Origin of the sequence: Streptomyces sp. NPDC089915 (assembly GCF_040684675.1) — a bacterium.
Taxonomy (GTDB): Bacteria; Actinomycetota; Actinomycetes; order Streptomycetales; family Streptomycetaceae; genus Streptomyces.
The window spans coordinates 163714-185263 of the sequence record NZ_JBFBGN010000001.1; the positions used below are offsets into that span (position 1 = coordinate 163714).

General features: G+C 75.1%; 2 protein-coding genes. Both read right to left on the minus strand.

Annotation, left to right across the window (positions count from 1 at the left end; translation table 11 throughout):
• Positions 1-27: 27 nt before the first annotated feature.
• Complete coding sequence (locus AB0O29_RS00700; protein WP_365143835.1) at positions 28-16473, minus strand: type I polyketide synthase; 16446 nt, start codon at positions 16471-16473, stop codon at positions 28-30.
• A gap of 70 nt (positions 16474-16543) precedes the next feature.
• Complete coding sequence (locus AB0O29_RS00705) at positions 16544-21547, minus strand: type I polyketide synthase (RefSeq protein ID WP_365143838.1); 5004 nt, start codon at positions 21545-21547, stop codon at positions 16544-16546.
• Positions 21548-21550: the final 3 nt, after the last annotated feature.

Genomic DNA, 21550 nt, shown 5'->3' on the forward strand with positions numbered 1-21550 from the left:
TCACGGCCCCGGTCGGGGTCGGGGTCATCAGGAGATCCGCTCCTTCAGCTCCGTCAGCCAGCGGTCGATGACGGGGGCCGTCGTGTCGACGTGCTGTTCGACGATGGTGAAGTGGGTGCCGGGGACGGTCGCGACGGTCTGCGCGCCCTCCCAGTCGGCCTGCCAGTCGGCGGCCGGGGCGTCGGGAGCGATCCCCGAGCCCTCGCCCATCTCGAAGAGGTCCCCGGCCCGGACGAACAGCACCGGTGCCTCGATCTCGGCCTGGCGGAACTGCGGGAGCAGCTCCACGTACCGGCCCATCGCGGAGAGTTCGGCGCTGCTGAAGGAGCCCAGGGTGGCCGCCTTGCCGGGGACGGCGAAGGCCATCTGATCGAAGAGCGCGTCGTTCGTCGCGCCCATGTGGTAGGTGTCCAGCAGCACCAGGCCGGCGGGGCGCACCCCGTGGACCTGCTCCAGGCGGGCCACGGTGGCGTGGGCGAGCAGACCGCCCGAGGAGAAGCCGAGCAGGGCGAACGGTTCTCCGTCGGCGGCCCGCAGCACGGCCTCGGCGAGGACGTCGACGGCCGCGTCGAAGGACTCCGGCAGCGACTCCCCGCGCCCGAAACCGGGGGTGGGGATACCGGCCACCGGCATCGAGAGGCGGGCCGCGAGGCGCGCGTGCTGGTGCACGCCGCCCGCGACCGTCGGGGTGCTGAGGCAGATCAGCCGGGGCGCCTCCGGCCCCTCGGCCTCCTGCCGGCCGCGGGCTCCGTAGGAGACCGCCGCGGGCGGCTCCGCCAGGTCCGCCGCCGAGGCGAAGGACGGCCGCAGGGCGGCCACGGACCGCAGCATCGCGAGCCCCGGCTGGAGGTTGCCCGACATGATCGCGTCGAGGAACAGGCCGTACAGGGTGTCGTCGAGGGGGCTGTCGCCCTGCGCGGGCGTCGCCGCCGCCTGGCCGGGCTCACCCTGGGCCGCGGCGAGCCGGGCGGTGAGGAGCCGGGCCAGTTCGAGCGGGTTCTTGCTGTCGAAGACCACCATCGCCGGCAGGGACAGCCCGGCGGCGGCGTTCAGCCGGTTGCGCAGCTCGACGGCGGTCAGCGAATCGAAGCCCGCTTCCAGGAAGCCCGCCTCGGCGTCGACCGCGCTCGCGTCGGCGTGCCCGAGGACCTCGGCCGCGTGGGTGAGGACCGCTTCCCGTACGACCCGCTCGCGTTCGGCCTCGCCGAGCCCGCGGATCCGCTCCCGCAGGGCGCCCGCCTCGGCGGGTCCGGCGGCCGCGCCGGCCCGGCGGCGTGCGGTGGGTGCCAGGCCGCGCAGCAGCGCGGGCACCTCGTCGGTCCGGGCGCGCAGGGCGCCCAGGTCGACCCGCAGCGGCACGAGCGCAGGGGCGTCGGCCGCGACCGCCGCGTCGAAGAGCCACAGGCCCTCCTCCTCGGACAGCGCGGGGGTACCGGTACGGCGCATGCGCTGGAGGTCGGCCTCGCCGAGCCACTGGCTCAGCCCCGTCTGGGTGTCCCACAGGCCGAAGGCCATGGAGGTGGCGGCCAGGCCGCGCGAGCGACGGTGCTGGGCGAGCGCGTCGAGGAACACGTTCGCGGCGGCGTAGTTGCCCTGTCCGGCGGCCATGACGAGCCCGCCGGCCGAGGAGAACAGCGCGAACACCGGCAGGTCGAGCCCGGCGGTCAGTTCGTGCAGGTGCCAGGCCGCGTCGGCCTTGGCCGCCAGGACGTGGTCCACCTGCTCGGGGGTGAGCGCCCCGATCAGGCCGTTGTGGGCCACACCGGCGGCGTGCACGACGCCGCGCAGCGGGTGCGCCGGATCGATCGAGCCGATCAGCGCGGCCACCGCGTCGCGGTCGGAGACGTCGCAGGCGGCGATCTCCACCCGGGCGCCCAGCGCGGTCAGCTCCTCGCGCAGTCCGGCCGCGTTCGGGGCGCCGGGGCCCCGGCGGCTGGTGAGGACCAGGTGGCGGATTCCGTGCTCGGTCACCAGGTGCCGGGCCACGAGGGCGCCGAGGCCTCCGGTGCCACCGGTGACGAGCACGGTGCCCTCGGTGTCCCAGGGGCTGTCACCGCCCGCCGCGGCGGACCGGGCGAGGCGGGGTGCCAGCACCTTGCCCTGCCGGATCGCCAGCTCGGGTTCCCCGGAGGCCAGGGCGGCGGCCAGCGCCCGCGGGGAGACCTCGCCCTCCTCCAGGTCCAGCAGGGTGAACCGGCCGGGGTTCTCCGCCTGAGCGGCCCGCACCAGCCCCCAGACGGGCGCCTGGCGCACGTCGACGGGGTCGCCGTCGCGGACGGCCGTCGCGGCCCGGGTGACCAGGACCAGCCTCGACTGCCCGAACGCGGGCTCGGCCAGCCACCGCTGGACCGCGGCGAGCGCGGTGTCCACCGCGGTCCGCACCCCGGCGGGCACCTCGTCCTCCCGCCCGGCGGCCGGGGCCGCCGCGACGACGGGCAGCAGCACGGTCGTGGGGACGTCCGCGCCCGCCGCGCTCAGGGCGTCCAGCCCCGCGGCCACCGGTATCCCGGCGGCTTCCAGGCCCGGGCCTGCAACGGTCCACGCACCGCGCGGCCCGTTCCCGCCCCGGACCGGCTGCCATTCGACGGCCAGCAGTGCGTCCCGGAACCCGCCGGACCCGAGCTGCTCCACCGCGACGGGCCGCAGCAGCAGCGCCGCCACCGAGGCGACGGGCGCGCCGGCCGGGTCGGCCAGGTCGAGGCGCACCGCGTTGCGCTGCCCCTCGACCGGTGCGAGCCGGACCCGTACGGCGGTCGCGGACGCGGCGTGCAGGGTGACGCCCGCCCAGGAGAAGGGGAGCAGGGCGCGTCCCTCGTCCTCGTCGGCGCCGAGCCCGCCGAAGCCGAGCGCGTGCATCGAGGCGTCGAGCAGGGCGGGGTGGAGGCCGAAGCGTCCGGCGTCGGCGTGCGCCTGCTCGGGCAGCTCGATCTCCGCGTAGAGGGCGTCGCCGTGCCGCCAGGCGGCGGTCAGGCCCTGGAAGACGGGGCCGTAGCCGAAGCCGCGTACACCGAGCTGGTCGTACAGTCCGTCGGCGTCCAGCTCCTCGGCGCCCGCGGGCGGCCAGGCGGTGAGCCCGTCGCCGGGCGCGCCGGGGTCGGGGGCGAGGATGCCGTCGGCGTGCCGGGTCCACGGCTCGTCGGGGCGGCTCTCGGGCCGGGAGTACACCTGGACCGGGCGCCGGGCCTGCGCGTCGGGTTCGCCGACGACGACCTGGAGGGAGACGCCTCCGCGCTCCGGCAGCACCAGCGGGGCCTGGAGGGTCAGTTCCTCCAGGAGGCGGCAGCCGACGTGGTCGCCGGCCTGGAGGGCGAGCTCCACGAAGCCGGTGCCGGGCAGCAGGACGCTGCCGTGCACGGCGTGGTCGGCCACCCAGGGCTGGGCGTCCGGCGAGATCCGCGCGGTGAAGGTCACGGCGTCGGAGTCGGGGGCCGGGACGACCGCCGCGAGGAGCGGGTGGTCCAGGGCGAGCTGGCCGACGGCGACCGCGTCGGTGGCGGGCTTGGCGGCGTCGACCCAGTGGCGGGTCCGCTGGAAGGGGTACGTCGGCAGTTCCACGATCCGGGCTCCGGCCCCGGCGTAGTAGGCGGGCCAGTCCACCCGTACGCCGTCCACGTGCAGCTGCGCGAGGGCGGTGACCAGCGACTCGGGCTCTCCGCGGTCCTTGCGCAGGGCTGCCGCCGACACGGCCTGCCCGGCATCGAGGACCTGCTGGGCGAGCCCGGTGAGGACACCGGCGGGGCCGATCTCCAGGAACCGGGTGACGCCCTGCTCCTCCAGGGTCCGGACGGCGTCGGCGAACCGGACCGCCTCGCGGACCTGGCCGACCCAGTACTCGGGCGACCGCCAGTCCGCGGAGGGCCGGCCGGTGACGGTGGAGACCACCGGCACGCGGGCCTCGGCGAAGGTCAGTTCCTCGGCGACGGCGCGGAACGCTTCGAGCATCGGGTCCATGAGCGAGGAGTGGAACGCGTGCGAGACGGCCAGGCGGCCGGTCTTGCGACCGATCGCCGCGAAGTGCTCGCCGACGGCCAGGACGGCCGCCTCCACTCCCGAAACCACCACGGAGTCGGGACCGTTGACGGCGGCGATGCCCACGCCGTCCGTCAGCAGCGGCAGCACCTCCTCCTCGCCGGCCTGCACCGCGAGCATCGCACCGCCCGCCGGGAGTTCCTGCATCAGACGGCCGCGCGCCACGACCAGCCGGGCCGCGTCGGAGAGCGAGAACACGCCCGCGACGTGCGCGGCGGCCAGCTCGCCGATCGAGTGACCGGCGACGGCGTCGGGCTTCACGCTCCACGCCTCCACCAGCCGGAACAAGGCGACTTCCAGAGCGAACAGCGCGGGCTGGGTGATCGCGGTCGCGTTCAGCGCCTCGACGTCCTCACCCCACACGACCTCCTTGAGCGAACGCCCCAGGTGGACATCGATCTCCGCGCACACCGCGTCGAACGCGGCGGCGAACACCGGGTAGGACGCGTACAGTTCGCGGCCCATGCCGAGGCGCTGCGCACCCTGGCCGGTGAAGAGGAACGCCGTCTTTCCGCTACGGCGCGCCTGGTCCTTGAGCACCACCGGGGCGTTGCGGCTCTGTGCCAGCGCGGTCAGACCGCGCAGCAGCTCCGCCCGCTCCGTCCCGACGACCACCGCCCGGTGGGCGAACGCGGTGCGCGAGGAGGCCAGGGAGAGGCCGATGTCCACCGACTCCGTCCCGGGCCGCTCGGCGATCCGCTCCAGCAGCCGCTCGGCCTGGGCGGCCAGCGCCTGCGGGGACTTCGCCGACAGCACCCACGGGACGGCGGGGAGTTCGGACCGTACGGCCGGCTCCCCGGCGCTCGCGGGCGCCTCCTCGACGATCACGTGGGCGTTCGTCCCGCTGATCCCGAACGAGGACACGCCCGCCCGGCGCGGTCCGCCGGACGCCACCCAGTCACGGGCCTCGGTGAGCAGCTCCACGCTGCCCGCCTCCCAGTCGACCTGGTCCGAGGGGGCTTCCACGTGCAGGGTCTTGGGCAGGACGCCGTGGCGCATGGCCATGACCATCTTGATGATGCCCGCGACACCCGCGGAGGCCTGGGTGTGGCCCATGTTGGACTTGACGGAGCCGAGCCACAGCGGCCGGCCCTCGGGCCGGTCCTGGCCGTAGGTGGCCAGCAGGGCCTGCGCCTCGATGGGGTCGCCGAGGGTGGTGCCGGTGCCGTGCGCCTCGACGGCGTCGACCTCGGCGGCCGACAGGCCCGCGTTGGCGAGGGCCTGGCGGATCACCCGCTGCTGCGAGGGGCCGTTCGGAGCGGTCAGGCCGTTGCTGGCGCCGTCCTGGTTGAGCGCCGAGCCACGGACGACGGCGACCACGGGGTGGCCGTTGCGCCGTGCGTCGGAGAGCCGCTCCAGGAGCAGGACGCCCGCGCCCTCACCCCAGGCGACCCCGTCCGCCGAGGCCGCGAAGGACTTCGAGCGGCCGTCGGGGGCGAGCCCGCGCTGGCGGCTGAACTCGACGAACATGCCCGGCGTTCCCATGACGGCGACACCGCCGGCCAGGGCGAGCGAGCACTCGCCGGAGCGCAGCGCCTGGGCCGCCATGTGCAGGGCCACCAGCGAGGAGGAGCAGGCCGTGTCGACGGTGACCGAGGGCCCTTCGAGGCCGAGGGTGTAGGAGGTGCGGCCGGAGACGAGGCTGCCGCCGCTGCTGGCCGCGGCCTCCACGCCGAGCGCGTAGTCGTGGTACATGACGCCCGCGAACATGCCGGTCGAGCTGCCCTTGAGGGTGGTGGGGTCGATCCCGGCCCGCTCGATCGCCTCCCAGGAGACCTCCAGCAGCAGTCGCTGCTGCGGGTCCATCATCAGCGCCTCGTTGGGGCTGATCCCGAAGAACGCCGGGTCGAACTCGGCTGCGTCGTACAGGAATCCGCCCTCGCGGGCGTAGGACTTGCCGGGGGTGCCGGGTTCCGGGTCGTAGACCTCCGGGTCCCAGCCGCGGTCGGCCGGGAACCCGCCGATGGCGTCGACCCCATCGGCGACCAGGGTCCACAGTTCCTCGGGGGTGGTCACCCCGCCCGGGTAGCGGCAGCCCATCCCGACGATCACGATCGGGTCGTCCGCGTCCGCTCCGCCGACGGTGGGCAGGGCCCGGGCGGGCACGAGGGCCGCCCGGTCCGCGCCACCGGCCTCGGCGCCGATGTGGTCGGCGACGGCCTGCGCGGTCGGGTAGTCGAAGATCAGCGTGGCGGGCAGCCGCAGCCCGGTCGCCGCGCCGAGCCGGTTGCGCAGCTCGACGGCGGCGAGGGAGTCGAAGCCCAGCTCGCTGAAGGCCCGCTCCGGCTCGATGGCGTCCGCCGAGGCGTGGCCGAGTACGCCGGCGACCTGGCCGCGTACGAGGTCCAGCAGGGCGGCGGCGCGGCCTTCGGCGTCGAGGCCGGCCAGCCGGGCGGCGAGCCCGTCCGCGCCGTCGCCGGACTGTGCGGTCCGGCGCACCGGTACGCGCACGATGCCGCGCAGCAGGACGGGGAGTTCCCCGGCGCGGCCGCGCAGGACGTTCGTGTCGACGCGCAGCGGGACCACGGCGGGCTGCCCGGAGCGGAGGGACAGGGAGAAGAGGGCGAGGCCCTCGGCCTGGGAGAGCGCGGGCAGGCCCTGGGCCGCCATCCGCTCCTCGGCCAGGTCCAGCATCGTGGTCATGCCGGTGTTGACGCCCCAGAGGCCGAAGGCCATCGCGGTGGCCGGGAGGCCTTCGGCGTGGCGGTGGGCCGCCAGCGCGTCCAGGAACACGTTCGCCGCCGCGTAATTGCCCTGCCCCGCCGCCAACACCAGACCACCGGCCGAGGAGAACATCACGAACACCGACAGACCCAGAGCCCTGGTCAACTCGTGCAGATGCCACGCCGCATCCGCCTTCGGCCGCAACACCGCATCCATCCGCTCAACCGTCAGCGCACCCACCACACCGTTGTCCGCGACACCCGCCACATGCACCACACCCGACAACGGATGCGCACCATCCACACCCGCCAACACCCCGGCCAGAGCTGCACGATCCGCCACATCACACGCGGCAACCGTGACACTGGCACCCAACTCAGTCAGATCAGCAATCAACTCGGCGACACCCGGAGCATCCGGACCACGACGGCCCAGCAGCAACAGATGCCGCACCCCGTGCTCCACCACCAGATGCCGGGCCACCAAAGCACCCAGACCACCCGTACCACCGGTCACCAACACCGTGCCCGAACCGTCCCACTGCGGCTCATCACCTTCCGAGACCGCCAGCCGCGCCAGCCGGGGCACCAGCACCCCACCGGCCCGAACAGCCAGCTCCGCCTCACCCAGACCCGCAACCACCCCGAGCTCCAGCGAATCGTCAGTGTCCACCAGCACGAACCGACCCGGATTCTCCGCCTGCGCCGACCGCACCAGACCCCACACCGGAGCCTGCCGCACATCCACCCGCTCACCATCGACGACAGCCACCGCACCACGCGTGACCACCACCAACGACCCACCCTCGAAACGAGGCTCCGACAGCCACTCCTGCACCACACCGAGGACCTGGTTCGCCAGGGCGTGGACGGCGGTGGGCACGTCGGGGTCGTTCGCTTGGCACTCGAAGACGACCGCGCCGTCCACGGGGCCCTCGGCAGGCCGGTCCTCCCACCGCGTCCACTGCCGGGGCGCGGCAGAGGCGGCGGAGCCCGGCACCGGGTTCCAGGCGATCCGGAACAGTGACTCGTTGCCACTGGCGGTGTCGAGCTGCTCGGTCGAGACCGGGCGGCCGACGACCGCGCCGACGGTGACGACCGGCGCACCGGTCGCGTCGGCGACCTGGAGCGACAGGCTCTCCGGGGTCGGCTGGGTGATCCTGACGCGGATGGAGGAGGCCCCCGCCGCGTGCAGGGTGATGTCCTTCCACACGAACGGCAGCACGGTCTCGTCGCCGCCGGTGCCGTTCACGAGGGCGGCGTGCATGGCGGCGTCGAGCAGGGCCGGGTGGATGCCGAACTCCGCCGCCTCGGCGTGCGCCTGCTCGGGCAGGGACACCTCGGCGAAGAGTTCGTCACCGCGCCGCCATGCGGCCTTGAGGCCCTGGAAGACCGGGCCGTATCCGAAGCCCCGCTCACGGAGGCCCTCGTAGGCCCCGTCCAGCGGCAGGGCGTCCGCCCCGGCGGGCGGCCAGGCCGCCAGCTCGAAGGCGGGGGCCTGGGCGGTGGGGGCGAGCACACCGTCGGCGTGCAGGGTCCACGGCAGGTCCGGGCGCTCCTCGGCGCGCGAGTAGACGCTCACCGAGCGGCGCCCGGTGCCGTCGGCGCCGCCGACGACCATCTGCACGGTCAGGGCGCCGCGCTCCGGCAGGATCAACGGCGCCTGGAGCGCCAGCTCTTCGAGGGCGCCGCAGCCCACCTGGTCGCCGGCGCGGATGGCCAGTTCCACGAAGCCGGTGCCGGGCAGCAGGATGCTGCCGAGGACGTCGTGGTCGGCGATCCAGCCGTGCGTGCTCGCGGAGAGCCGGCCGGTGAAGGTGACGAGGTCCGTGTCCGGGGAGGGCAGGACGGCACCGAGCAGCGGGTGGCCGGCGTCGGCCAGGCCGGCGGTCGCCATGCTGCCGCTGCCGGAGCCGATCCACGAGTTGGCGAGGTACTCCTCCATGCCGATCCAGTAGCGGGTGCGCTGGAAGGCGTAGGTCGGGAGTTCGACGCGGCGGGCGCCGGCGGGGGCGTAGAACGCCGCCCAGTCGACGGACGCACCGGCCGTGTGGAGCAGTCCCAGCCCGGCGACGAGCGCCTCGGGCTCGGGGCGGTTGCGCCGCAGCGCGGGGGCGAGCACGGCCTGGTCGGAGTCGATGCTCTGGCCGGCGAGGCCGGTGAGGACGGCGTCGGGGCCGATCTCCAGGAACCGGGTGACACCCTGCTCCTCCAGCGTCCGGACGGCGTCCGCGAAACGGACCGCCTCGCGGACCTGGCCGACCCAGTACTCGGGCGACTGCCAGTCCGAGCACAGCTCACCCGTCACGGTGGAGACCACCGAGACGCGGGGCGCCGTGTAGGTCAACGAGTCGGCCATGGCTCGGAATTCGTCCAGCATCGGGTCCATCAGGGCCGAGTGGAAGGCGTGCGAGACCGCGAGGCGGCTGGTCTTGCGACCGATCGCCGAGAAGTGCTCGCCGACGGCCAGGACGGCCGCCTCCACACCCGAAACCACCACGGACTGCGGCCCGTTGACCGCCGCAATACCAACCCCGTCGGTCAGCAGCGGCAGGACCTCGTCCTCCGTGGCCTGCACGGCCAGCATCGCGCCACCCGCAGGAAGCTCCTGCATCAGACGGCCGCGTGCCACGACCAGCCGGGCCGCATCCGCGAGGGAGAAGACACCCGCGACGTGCGCGGCGGCCAGCTCACCTATGGAGTGACCGGCGACGACATCCGGCTTGACGCCCCACGCCTCCACGAGGCGGCAGAGCGCGACCTCGACCGCGAAGAGCGCGGGCTGAGTGATCGCGGTGGCGTTGAGCGCCTCCGCGTCCCCACCCCACACGACGTCCTTGAGCGACCGGCCCAGGTGTGCGTCGACCTCGGTGCACACCGCGTCGAACGCGGCGGCGAACTCGGGGAACGCCTCGTACAGCTCACGCCCCATCCCGAGGCGCTGCGCGCCCTGCCCCGTGAACAGGAAGGCCGTCCGGCCGCCCTGCTGGGCCTGGCCGGTGATCAGAGCCGGGTGCTCCTCCCCCGCCGCCAGCGCGGCCAGGGCGGCCGTGCGGTCACCGGTCAGGACCGCGCGGTGGTCCATCGTGCTGCGGGTTGCGGCGAGGGTGTGGCCGATGTCCTCGGCCTCGTGCTCCTCGGCCACCGCCAGGAGCTGTTCGGCCTGGCCCGCGAGGGCCTGCCGGGACTTCGCCGACAGCACCCAGGGCGCGACGGGCAGTCCGGCGGTGCCGGCCGGGCGGGGTGCGTCGGCGGCTTCCTCGACGATGACGTGGGCGTTGGTGCCGCTGATGCCGAAGGAGGAGATGCCGGCGCGCCGTGGACGGCCCTCGGGCCGCCATTCCCGTGCCTCGGTGAGGAGTTCCACGTCGCCCGCCGACCAGTCGATCTGGTCCGAGCGTTCCTCGGCGTGCAGCGTGGGCGGCAGGACGCCGTGCCGCATCGCCATGACCATCTTGATGATCCCGGCGACACCGGCCGCGGCCTGCGTGTGACCCATGTTGGACTTGATGGAGCCCAGCCACAGCGGCTGCCCCTCCGCCCGGCCCTGGCCGTACGTCGCCAGCAGGGCCTGCGCCTCGATCGGGTCACCGAGGACCGTGCCGGTGCCGTGTGCCTCGACGGCGTCGACCTCGGCTGCCGTCAGGCCCGCGTTGGTGAGGGCCTGGCGGATCACCCGCTGCTGCGAGGGGCCGTTCGGAGCGGTGAGGCCGTTGCTCGCACCGTCCTGGTTGAGCGCCGAGCCCTTGATCGTCGCGAGGACCGGGTGGCCGTTGCGGCGGGCGTCGGAGAGCCGTTCCAGGAGCAGCATGCCGGCGCCCTCGCCCCAGCCGGTGCCGTTGGCGCCGGCGCCGAAGGACTTGCAGCGGCCGTCGGGGGCGAGGCCGCGCTGGCGGCTGAACTCGACGAAGACCTCGGGGGTCGCCATGACGGCGACGCCGCCGGCCAGGGCGAGGGAGCACTCGCCGGAGCGCAGTGCCTGGGCGGCCATGTGCAGGGCCACCAGGGACGAGGAGCAGGCGGTGTCGACGGTGACGGCGGGACCTTCGAGGCCGAAGACGTACGAGACCCGCCCGGAGGCGATGGCTCCGGTGCTGTTGTTGGCGGCGTAGTCGTGGTACATCATGCCGGCGTAGCAGCCCGTCATGCTGCCGCGCAGGGTCTCCGGGTCGATCCCGGCGCGCTCGAAGACCTCCCAGGCCGTCTCCAGCAGCAGGAACTGCTGCGGGTCCATGACGGCGGCCTCGTTGGGGCTGATCCCGAAGAAGGCCGGGTCGAACTCGCCCGCCTCGTGGAGGAATCCGCCTTCGCGGGCATAGCTGGTGTGCGGCCGCTCCGCGGTGGGGTCGTAGATGCGGTCCAGGTCCCAGCCGCGGTTGCCGGGGAAGCCGGATACGGCGTCGACTCCGTCGACGACCAGCCGCCACAGGTCCTCGGGGGTGCGGACACCGCCGGGGTAGCGGCAGGACATGGCGACGATGGCGATCGGGTCGTCGTCCACCCGGCCGGGCCGCACGGCGGTCACGGCGGCGGGCCCGGACTGACCGGCGGCGCCGTCGAGTTCGTCGAGGAGGTGACGGGCCAGGGCGCGGGGGTTGGGGTAGTCGAAGGCCAGCGTGACGGGCAGTCGGACGTCGGTGGCGGCGCTGACGGCGTTGCGGAACTCGACGGCGGTGAGGGAGTCGAAGCCCAGCTCGCTGAAGGCGCGGATCTCGTCGACCGCGTGCGGGCCGGGGTAGCCGAGGGTGGCGGCGACCTGGGTGCGGACGAGGTCGAGCAGCACGGTGACGCGTTCGTCCCGGTCCAGTCCGGCGAGCCGGCCCTTCAGGGAGCCGGCCGCCTCGGGGGCGGACACGGCGCTGCGGCGGGCCCGGACGCGGACGAGGCCGCGGAAGAGCGCCGGCAGGGCCTCGCCGGCCTCGGCGAGGGTGCGTACGTCGAGCCGGATGGGCAGGACCAGCGGGGAGTCGACGGTCAGGGCGCGGTCGAAGAGGTCCACGCCGTACTCGGCGGTGAGGGCGCCGATGCCGGTACGGCTCATCCGCTGGAGGTCCGCGTCGGTCAGCGCGCCGGACATGCCGCTAGCCCACAGTCCCCAGGCGAGGGACTGGGCGGGCAGGCCCTGGGCGCGCCGGTGGGCGGCGAGGCCGTCGAGCAGGGCGTTGGCCGCGCCGTAGTTGCCCTGGCCGGGGACGCCGAGGACACCGGTCGCGGAGGAGAACAGCACGAACGCCGACAGTTCCAGGCCGCGGGTCAGCTCGTGCAGGTGCAGGGCGGCGTCGGCCTTGGCCCGCAGGACGGTGTCCAGGCTCTGCGGGGTCAGTGAGCCGATGAGGGCGTCTTCGAGGACGCCCGCGAGGTGGACGACCCCGGTGAGGTGAACGCCGGAGATCAGTGCGGCGAGGGCCTCGCGGTCGCCCGCGTCACAGGCGGCGAGGGTCGCCTCGGCGCCCAGCTCCCGCAGTTCGGCGCTCAGTTCCGCGGCGCCGGGGGCGTCCGCGCCCCGGCGGGAGACCAGCAGGAGGTTCCGTACGCCGTGGCCCTCGACCAGCCGTCGGGCCACGAGCCGGCCCAGCGCGCCGGTCGCGCCGGTGACCAGGACGGTGCCGTTGCCGAAGTCGGGCCGGGTCCGCCGTTCGGGGTCGTCGGCGAGCCGCACCAGGCGGGCGCCGTGGACGGTGGCGCCGCGCACGACGGTCTGGGGTTCGTCGGCGGCGACGGCCGAGGCGGCCTCGGAGTCCTCCGCGAGGTCGGTCAGCAGGAACCGGCCCGGGTTCTCCGTCTGAGCCGAGCGCACCAGGCCCCAGACGGCCGCGCCGGCCAGGTCGGTGGTGTCCTCGCCGGGCAGCGCCACGGCGCCCCGGGTGGCGATGACCAGCCGCGAGGCGGCGTACCGCTCGTCGGCGAGCCAGCTCTGCAGGGCGGCGAGCACCCGGCCGGTGGCGGCCCGCACCCCGGCGGGGTCGGTCGCGGGCAGGGAGTGCAGGACGACGCTGTCCGGCACGGGCCCGGCGGCGGGCAGGGTGTCCCAGTCGGCCGGGGCGGCGGCCGGAGCGGCCGGAGCGGCGGAGAGTTCGGCCCAGTCGAGGGCGAAGAGGGACTCGTGGGCGACGGTGCGGGCGGCCGCGAGTTGCTCGGCGGAGACCTCGCGCAGGACGAGGGAGTCCACGGAGAGCACGGGCCGACCGGTCTCGTCGGCGACGGACAGGGCCATGGCGCCCGCGCCGGCGGGGGCGATCCGCACGCGCAGCCGGGTGGCGCCGGAGGCGTGCAGGCGCACCCCGGTCCACGCGAACGGCAGGACCGGGCCCTCGGCCCCGGCGAACAGGTCGGTGAAGACGGAGCCGTGCAGCGAGGCGTCCAGCAGCGCGGGGTGCAGCCCGAACGCGGCGGCGTCGGCGTGCGCCCGCTCGGGCAGGGCGACCTCGGCGAAGACCTCGGTCCCGGCGCTCCAGGCGGCCGTCAGGCCGCGGAAGGCGGGGCCGTAGGGCAGACCGGCCTCGGCGAGGGCCTCGTAGACGCCGTCGGTCTCGATCGGGGTGCCGGACGCCGGAGGCCAGACACCCAGGTCGACGGTGGCGAAGGCGGCGTCGAAGGAGGAGTCGGCGGAGCCGGCGGCCAGCACTCCGGCCGCGTGCAGGGTCCACGGCTGGTCGGGCTGGTCGTCGCGGCGCGAGTGGACGCTGACCGGGCGTCGCCCGGAGGTGTCGGCCGCGCCGACCTCGACCTGGAGGGCGACCGCTCCGCGCTCGGGAAGCACGAGGGGGGCCTGGAGCATGAGCTCTTCGAGCAGTTCGCAGCCGACCTGGTCACCGGCGCGGACGGCGAGTTCCACGAAGCCGGTGCCGGGGAAGACCACGGAGTCGCCCACGAGGTGGTCGGCCAGCCACGGCTGCGCCGACACCGAGACGCGGCCGGTCAGCACCACACCGCCGGAGTCGGCGAGGGAGACCACGGCCCCGAGCAGCGGGTGTGCGGCGGACGCCAGACCTGCGGCGGAGAGGTCACCGAGGGCGCCGGTGCCCTCGACCCAGTAGCGGGTGCGCTGGAAGGCGTAGGTGGGCAGGTCGACGCGGTGGGCGCCGGTGCCGGCGTAGAAGGCCTGCCAGTCGACGGCCACGCCGCAGGTGTGGAGCTGCGCCACGGCGGCGATCAGGGCCTCCGGCTCGGGGCGGCCCCGGCGCAGGGCCGGTACGAGGAGGGCGTGTTCGGCTTCGGCGCTCTGCTGGGCGAGCCCGGTCAGGATGCCGTCGGGACCGATCTCCAGGAACCGGGTGACGCCCTGCCCCTCCAGCGTCCGGACGGCGTCCGCGAACCGGACCGCCTCACGGACCTGGCCGACCCAGTACTCGGGCGACTGCCAGTCGGCGGAGGTCGTGCCGGTGACCGTCGAGACGATCCCGAACCTCGGCTCGCCGTAGGACAGTTCGACGGCCAGCGCGCGGAACTCGTCCAGCATCGGGTCCATCAGGGAGGAGTGGAAGGCGTGCGAGACCGCCAGACGGCTCGTCTTGCGACCGGCGACGGTGAAGTGCTCACCGACGGCCAGGACAGCCGCCTCCGCACCCGAAACCACCACGGACTGCGGCCCGTTGACCGCCGCGACACCGACACCCTCCGTCAGCAGCGGCAGGACCTCGTCCTCCGTCGCCTGGACCGCGAGCATCGCACCACCCGCAGGAAGCTCCTGCATCAGACGACCACGCGCCACCACCAACCGCGCCGCGTCCGCCAGCGAGAACACCCCGGCGACATGCGCCGCCGCCAGCTCACCAATCGAGTGACCGGCCACGACATCGGGCCTGACACCCCACGCCTCCACCAGCCGGAACAGGGCCACTTCCAGGGCGAACAGCGCGGGCTGGGTGACCGCGGTCGCGTTCAGCGCCTCGACGTCCCCACCCCACACCACCTCCTTCAGCGAACGCCCCAGGTGGACGTCGACCTCCGCGCACACGGCATCGAACGCCTCCGCGAACACCGGAAACGCCCCATACAGCTCACGCCCCATCCCCAGCCGCTGCGCACCCTGCCCCGTGAACAGGAACGCCGTGGAGCCCTTCGTCACGACGCCGCGTACGAGGCTCGCGTGGGGCTGCCCGGCCTCCAGGGCGGCGAGCCCGGCGAGTGCGCCGTCCCGGCCGTCCGCGAGGACGACCGCACGGTGGTCGAGCGCCGCGCGGGTCGTGGCCAGGGAGTAGGCGAGGTCCGCGGAGCCGAGCTCCGGGCCGGCGGTGACGTGGGCGTGCACCCGGCCCGCCTGGGCGGCGAGCGCCGCGGCGTCCCGGCCGGAGACCGGCCAGGGCAGTACGGAGGGCAGCGCGACGGCCGCCGCGGCGGCCTCCTCGGGGGCTTCGGCCGCCTCCGCGGCCTCGGCCGGGCCGTCGGTGGGGGCTTCCTCCAGGATGACGTGCGCGTTGGTGCCGCTGACGCCGAACGCGGAGACACCGGCGCGGCGCGGCTCCTCGCCGCGCTCCCACGCCCGTGCCTCGTCCAGCAGCCGGACCTGGCCGGCCGACCAGTCGACGTGGCTCGACGGCGCGTCGACGTGCAGGGTCTGCGGGAGCACCCCGTTGCGCAGGGCCATGACCATCTTGATGACGCTGCCGACACCGGCGGCGGCCTGCGCGTGCCCGATGTTGGACTTGATGGAGCCGAGCCACAGCGGCCGGCCCTCGGGCCGGTCCTGGCCGTAGGTGGCGAGGAGGGCCTGCGCCTCGATGGGGTCACCGAGGGTGGTGCCCGTGCCGTGGCCCTCGACGACGTCGACCTGGGAGGCGGGCAGCTTGGCGTTGGCGAGCGCCTGGCGGATGACGCGCTGCTGCGCGCGGCCGTTGGGGGCGGTCAGGCCGTTGCTGGCGCCGTCCTGGTTGACGGCCGAGCCGCGGACGACGGCGAGGACGGGGTGGCCGTTGCGGCGGGCGTCGGCGAGCCGTTCGAGGACGAGCATGCCCGCGCCCTCGGACCATCCGGTGCCGTCGGCCGCTTCGGCGAACGCCTTGCAGCGGCCGTCGGGGGCGAGGCCGCGCTGCTTGCTGAACGCGATGAACGGGGACGGCGTGGACATCACCATCACACCGCCGGCCAGGGCCAGCGAGCATTCCCGCTGCCGCAGCGCCTGGGCGGCCAGGTGGAGGGAGACCAGCGACGAAGAGCAGGCCGTGTCTACGGTGACGGCGGGGCCTTCCAGGCCCAGGGTGTACGAGATGCGGCCGGAGATGACGGCGGCGGCGTTGGCGGTGGTCATGTAGGCCTCGGCCACCTCGCCGGCCGCGCCGATCAGGTACTCGTAGTCCTGGATGCCGGAGCCCGCGAAGACGCCGACCGGCTTGCCGCGCAGGGACGCGGGGTCGATGCCGGCCCGCTCGATGGCCTCCCAGGACACCTCCAGCAGCAGCCGCTGCTGGGGGTCCATGGTCAGCGCCTCGTTGGGGCTGATCCCGAAGAAGCCGGCGTCGAAGTCGGCGACGTCATGGACGAAGCCGCCCTCGTCGACGTAGCTGCTGCCGGAGTCGGCGGCGTCCGTCTCGTCGCCGCGCAGCCCGTCGAGGTCCCAGCCGCGGTCCGTGGGGAAGGTGCTGATGGCGTCCCGGCCTTCGGCCACGAGCCGCCACAGGTCGTCCGGGGTGCTGATGCCCCCGGGGTAGCGGCAGCTCATCGCGACGATGGCGATGGGCTCGTGGTCCTGGTTCTCGACCTCCTGGAGCCGGCGCCGGGTCTGGTGCAGATCCGCCGTGACCCGCTTGAGGTAGTCGAGAAGCCGTGCGTCGTCATTGGACATTCTTGGTCCCACCGAGTCCTTGTTCATGCCGAGAGGTCGAGTCGAGCCGGGGTCGGGTCACCGGTGCCGGTCAGGTGAGACCGAGTTCGTTGTCGATGAAGGCGAAGATGTCGTCGGCGGAGGCGGATTCCAGCTGTTCGCCGATGCCCTGGGCGCCGGCCGTCGCTTCGAGGGTTCCGGTCAGCCGGGCCAGCAGGCTCTGCAGGCGTGCGGTGATGCGGGTGGCTTCGATCTCGTCGGCGGCCAGTGCCGCGGCGGCCTGTTCGAGCCGGTCCAGCCGGACGAGTACGGGCAGTTCGGCGTCGTCCGCGTCCTGGCAGAGCTCGGACCAGAGGTGGCCGGCGAGCGCCCCGGGGCTGGGGTGGTCGTAGATCACGCCGGTGGGCAGGGGCCTGCCGGTGGCCGCGACCAGTCTGGTGCGCAGGTCCACGACGGCCACGGAATCGAAGCCGAGGTCCGTGAAGCCCCGGTCCGGGCCGACCTCGGCCGGGTCGTCGTAGCCGAGCAGGGCCGCCACGTGGGTGCGGACCAAGTCGAGCAGGGCGGCACGCTGGTCGGCCTGCGACCGGCCGGCCAGCCGGGCGGCGAGGTCGGTGCCGTCGCCGGATCCCGTCGCCGGGCCCGTGTCGAGAGCGGCCAGGGCCTCGGGCAGCCCGTTCAGGAGCGGGCGGGGGCGGGCGAGTACGTAGGTGGGGGCGAAGCGCTCCCAGTCGAACTCGGCGACCACCGCGTGCGAGGTGCCGCCCGCGAGGATGCGGCGCAGCGCGCCGACGGCGAGCTCCGGACGCATGGCGGGGGCCCCGATGCGGCGCATCATCGCCGCGAGTTCGGCGTCGACCATGCCGCCGTCCCAGGAGCCCCAGGCCACCGAGGTGGCGGCGAGGCCGCGGGCGCGCCGCCGGTGGGCGAGGCCGTCGAGGTAGGCGTTGGCGCTGCCGTAGGCCGCCTGGCCCGCGCTGCCCCATACGGCGGCGCCGGAGGAGAACAGCACGAACGCGTCCAGCGGGGTGTCCGCGAGGAGTTCGTCGAGGTGGCGGGCACCGAGCACCTTCGCCGAGGCCACCTCGGCGAGGTCGGCCAGGGTCAGCTCGGCGAGGGGGGCGATGCGCTGCGGAAGTCCGGCCGCGTGGAAGACGGCACTCAGACCGGGCAGGGTGGCGAGCAGGGCACGCACCGACTCCCGGTCGGCGATGTCGCACGCCGCCAGGGAGACCTCCGTACCCGACGCGCGCAGCTCCGCGGCGAGTTCGGCCGCGCCGGGGGCGTCGGGGCCGCGCCGGCCGGCGAGCACGATGTGCTCGGCGCCGTCGGCGGCCAGCATCCGGGCGACGTGCGCGCCGAGACCGCCGGTGCCGCCGGTGACCAGGACGGTGCCGCGCGGGGTCCACGGGCCGGCCGGGTCGGGCCGGGTCGGCCGGACCAGGCGGCGGGCGTACGCGCCCTCGGGGCGCAGGGCGACCTGGTCCTCGCCGGTGGCTCCGGAGAGGACGTCGCACAGCCGCGGCAGCACCCGGCCGGCGGCTTCGCCGTCGGGTTGCGTCCCGGACGGCAGGTCGACCAGGCCGCCCCAGGTGGCCGGTGTCTCCAGCGCGAGCGCCGCCCCGAGGCCCCACACGGCCGACTGGCCGGGGTCCACGGGCCGGGCCGCCGCGTCGGCCTCGTCGGTGGCGACCGCGCCCTCGGTGAGGCACCAGACGGGGGCGTCCGCCTCCCGGGCGGCCAGCTCCTGGAGCAGGGCCACGGTGTCCGCGAGGCCCTGGGACAGCTCGGGCCGCTCGGGGTGCGGGGCCGGGTCGAGGGCGAGGAGGCTGAGCACCCCGGCCGGGGCGGCGGGGAGCGTCCCGGGCAGTACGGGCGCGCCCGCGCCGGGGGTCCGGTGCAGGACGGGCGTGGCACCCCGGCCGGTGAGGGCTTCGGCGAGGGCGGCCGCGAGGGGCTCCTGCGCGGCGGTGTGCAGGACGAGCCAGTCACCGGCGAGCGGAGCGGGCTGCGCGGGGTCGGCGAGGGGCGCCCAGCCGACCCGGTAGCGCAGCGCGTCGACTGCGGCGGCCTCGCGACGGCCGGCCCGCCAGGCGGTGAGGGCGGGCAGGACGGGGGCGAGGGCGGCGGGGTCGAGGCCGATCCGGTCGGCGAGGTCGGTGGTGGCCTCGTGTTCGACGGCCTCCCAGAACCAGGCCTCGCCGGGGTCGGCGGCCGCCGGGGCGGTGGTGGCCTGGTCGGCCCGCGCCCAGTAGGTCTTGCGCTGGAAGGCGTAGGTGGGCAGGTCGACGCGGCGGAGCCGGCCGGGGGCGGCCGCCGTGAAGTAGGCCGTCCAGTCGACGGGGACGCCGCGGGTGTGGGCCAGGGCGACGGCGGCGGCGAGTTCGCGTTCCTCGGGGCGGCCGCGGCGCAGGGCGGCGGCGAACACCGGGGTGTCGGCGCCGGTCGCGTACGGGGTTCCGGCGAGGCAGTCGGGGCCGAGGGGGGTGAGGGCGGCGTCGGGGCCGAGTTCGAGGAAGGTGTGGACTCCCTTCGCCGCGAGCCGGCCCACCGCGTCGCAGAACCGCACGCTCCGGCGGACGTGGCGCACCCAGTGGTCGGGGTCGGCGAGCTCGTCGGCGCCCGCGAGCTCCCCGGTGACGGTGGAGACGATCGGGATGCGGGGGGCCGTGTACGTCAGCTCCGCGGCAACGGCCCGGTACTCGGCGAGCATCGGTTCCATCAGCGGCGAGTGGAAGGCGTGGGAGACCGCGAGCCGCTTGGTCTTGCGGCCGAGCGCCGTGAAGTGCGCGGCGATCGCCGTCACTTCCGTCTCGTCACCGGAGACGACCACGGAGCGCGGGCCGTTGAGGGCGGCGATGCCCGTACCGGCGGTGAGGAGGGGCTCCACCTCGTCCTCGGCGGCCTCCAGAGCGACCATCGCGCCGCCCGCCGGGAGCGCCTGCATCAGCCGGCCGCGTGCGGCGACCAGCCGGGCGGCGTCGGCGAGGGTGAGTACGCCGGCGACGTGGGCGGCGGCGAGTTCGCCGATGGAGTGGCCCGCGAGGTAGTCGGGCCGGATGCCCCAGGACTCGATCAGCCGGTACAGGGCGACCTCGACGGCGAACAGCGCGGGCTGCGCCCGGCCGGTGGCGTCGAGCGCGGCGGCGTCGTCGCCCCACACCGTGTCGCGCAGCGGGGTGTCGAGGTGTGCGTCGAGGGCGGCGAGCACCTCGTCGAAGGCTCGCGCGAACTCGGGCTGGGCGGCGTACAGTTCACGCCCCATGCCGAGTCGCTGGGCGCCCTGGCCGGTGAACAGCACGGCCGTCAGCGCGTCGGGGCGGGCGCTGCCGGTGACCGTCCCGGGGGCGGGGAGGGCCGGGTCGGCGGCGAGGGCCCGCAGAGCTCGGGACAGCTCGGCGTGGTCCTCGGCGACGACGACGGCCCGGTGTTCGAGGGCGGCGCGGGTGGTGGCGAGGGACCAGGCGGTGGCGGCGAGGGCGTCGTCCGGGTGCGCGTCGACGTGGTCGGCGAGCCGCGCCGCCTGCGCCGCCAGCGCCTCGGGGCGGCGCGCGGAAACCAGCACCGGTACGGGCCGCGGGTCCGCGTCGGGACGGGTGACGTCGGCGGAGGCGTCGTCGGCGGCAGCGGCCTGGGGGTCGGTCGGGGCGGCGGCGTCGGCGGCCCGGGTGCCGGTCGGGGCGTCGGCCCCGGCGGCGGACTCATCACCGGTCCGGGCCTCGGAGGCGGCGTCGGAGGCCGGGGCCGGGGCCTCTTCCACGATCACGTGGACGTTCGTGCCGCTCAGGCCGAACGACGACACACCGGCGCGCTTGGCGCGGCCGCGCTCCGGCCAGGCGACCGGCTCGGTCAGCAGCCGTACGCTCCCCGCGCTCCAGTCCACGTTGGGGCTGGGCTCGTCGACGTGCAGGGTGCGCGGCAGCACCCCGTGCCGCATCGCCTCCACCATCTTGATGACACCGCCGACACCCGCCGCGGCCTGCGCGTGTCCGATGTTCGACTTGAACGATCCCAGCCACAGCGGCTGGTCCGCGGGCCGCTCCCGCCCGTACGCCGCGATCAGGGCCTGCGCCTCGATCGGGTCGCCGAGGGTGGTGCCGGTGCCGTGCGCCTCGACGGCGTCGACGTCGGCGGGCGTCAGCCGCCCGGAGGCCAGCGCCTGCTGGATCACCCGCTGCTGCGAGGGACCGTTGGGCGCGGTGAGGCCGTTGGAGGCGCCGTCGGAGTTCATCGCCGAACCACGGATGACGGCCAGGACGGGGTGCCCGTGGCGGCGCGCGTCGGAGAGCCGCTCCACGAGGACCATGCCCGCACCCTCGGACCAGGTGGTGCCGTCCGCGGCCGCGGCGAAGGACTTGCAGCGCCCGTCCGCGGCCAGACCCCGGTCCTGGCTGAAGCCGACGAACGAGTCCGGGCTCGCCATGACGGTGACCCCGCCGGCGAGCGCCATCGTGCACTCGCCGGCCCGAACGGACTGGACGGCGAGGTGGAGCGCGACGAGCGAGGACGAGCAGGCGGTGTCGACGGTGACCGCCGGACCTTCCAGGCCCAGGCTGTACGCGACGCGCCCGGAGGCGACGCTGGCGAGCCCGCCGGTACCGCCGCCGCCCGGGTAGTCGTGGTAGACCACCCCGGCGAACACACCGGTCCGGCTGCCCTTCAGGGACGTGGGGTCGATCCCGGCCCGCTCCACGGCCTCCCAGGACACCTCCAGCAGCAGCCGCTGCTGCGGGTCGGTGTCACGGGCCTCACGCGGGCTGATCTTGAAGAAGTCGGCGTCGAACTCCCCCGCGTCGTGGAGGAATCCCCCCTCGCGGCAGTACGTCTTGCCGGGTGTGGCCGGCTCCGGGTCGTACAGGGCGTCCATGTCCCAGCCGCGCCCGTCCGGGAAGAGGGACACCGCGTCCCGGCCGGCGTCCACCAGCTGCCACAGGTCCTCGGGCGAGGCGATACCGCCCGGGAAGCGGCACCCCATCGCGACGATGGCCACCGGCTCCTGGCTCTGCTCCTCGGCCTCGCGCAACTGGCGCCGAGTGCGCTGGAGTTCGGTGGTGGCGCGCTTGAGATAGTCCCGGAGCTTCTCGTCGTTGCTCATCGA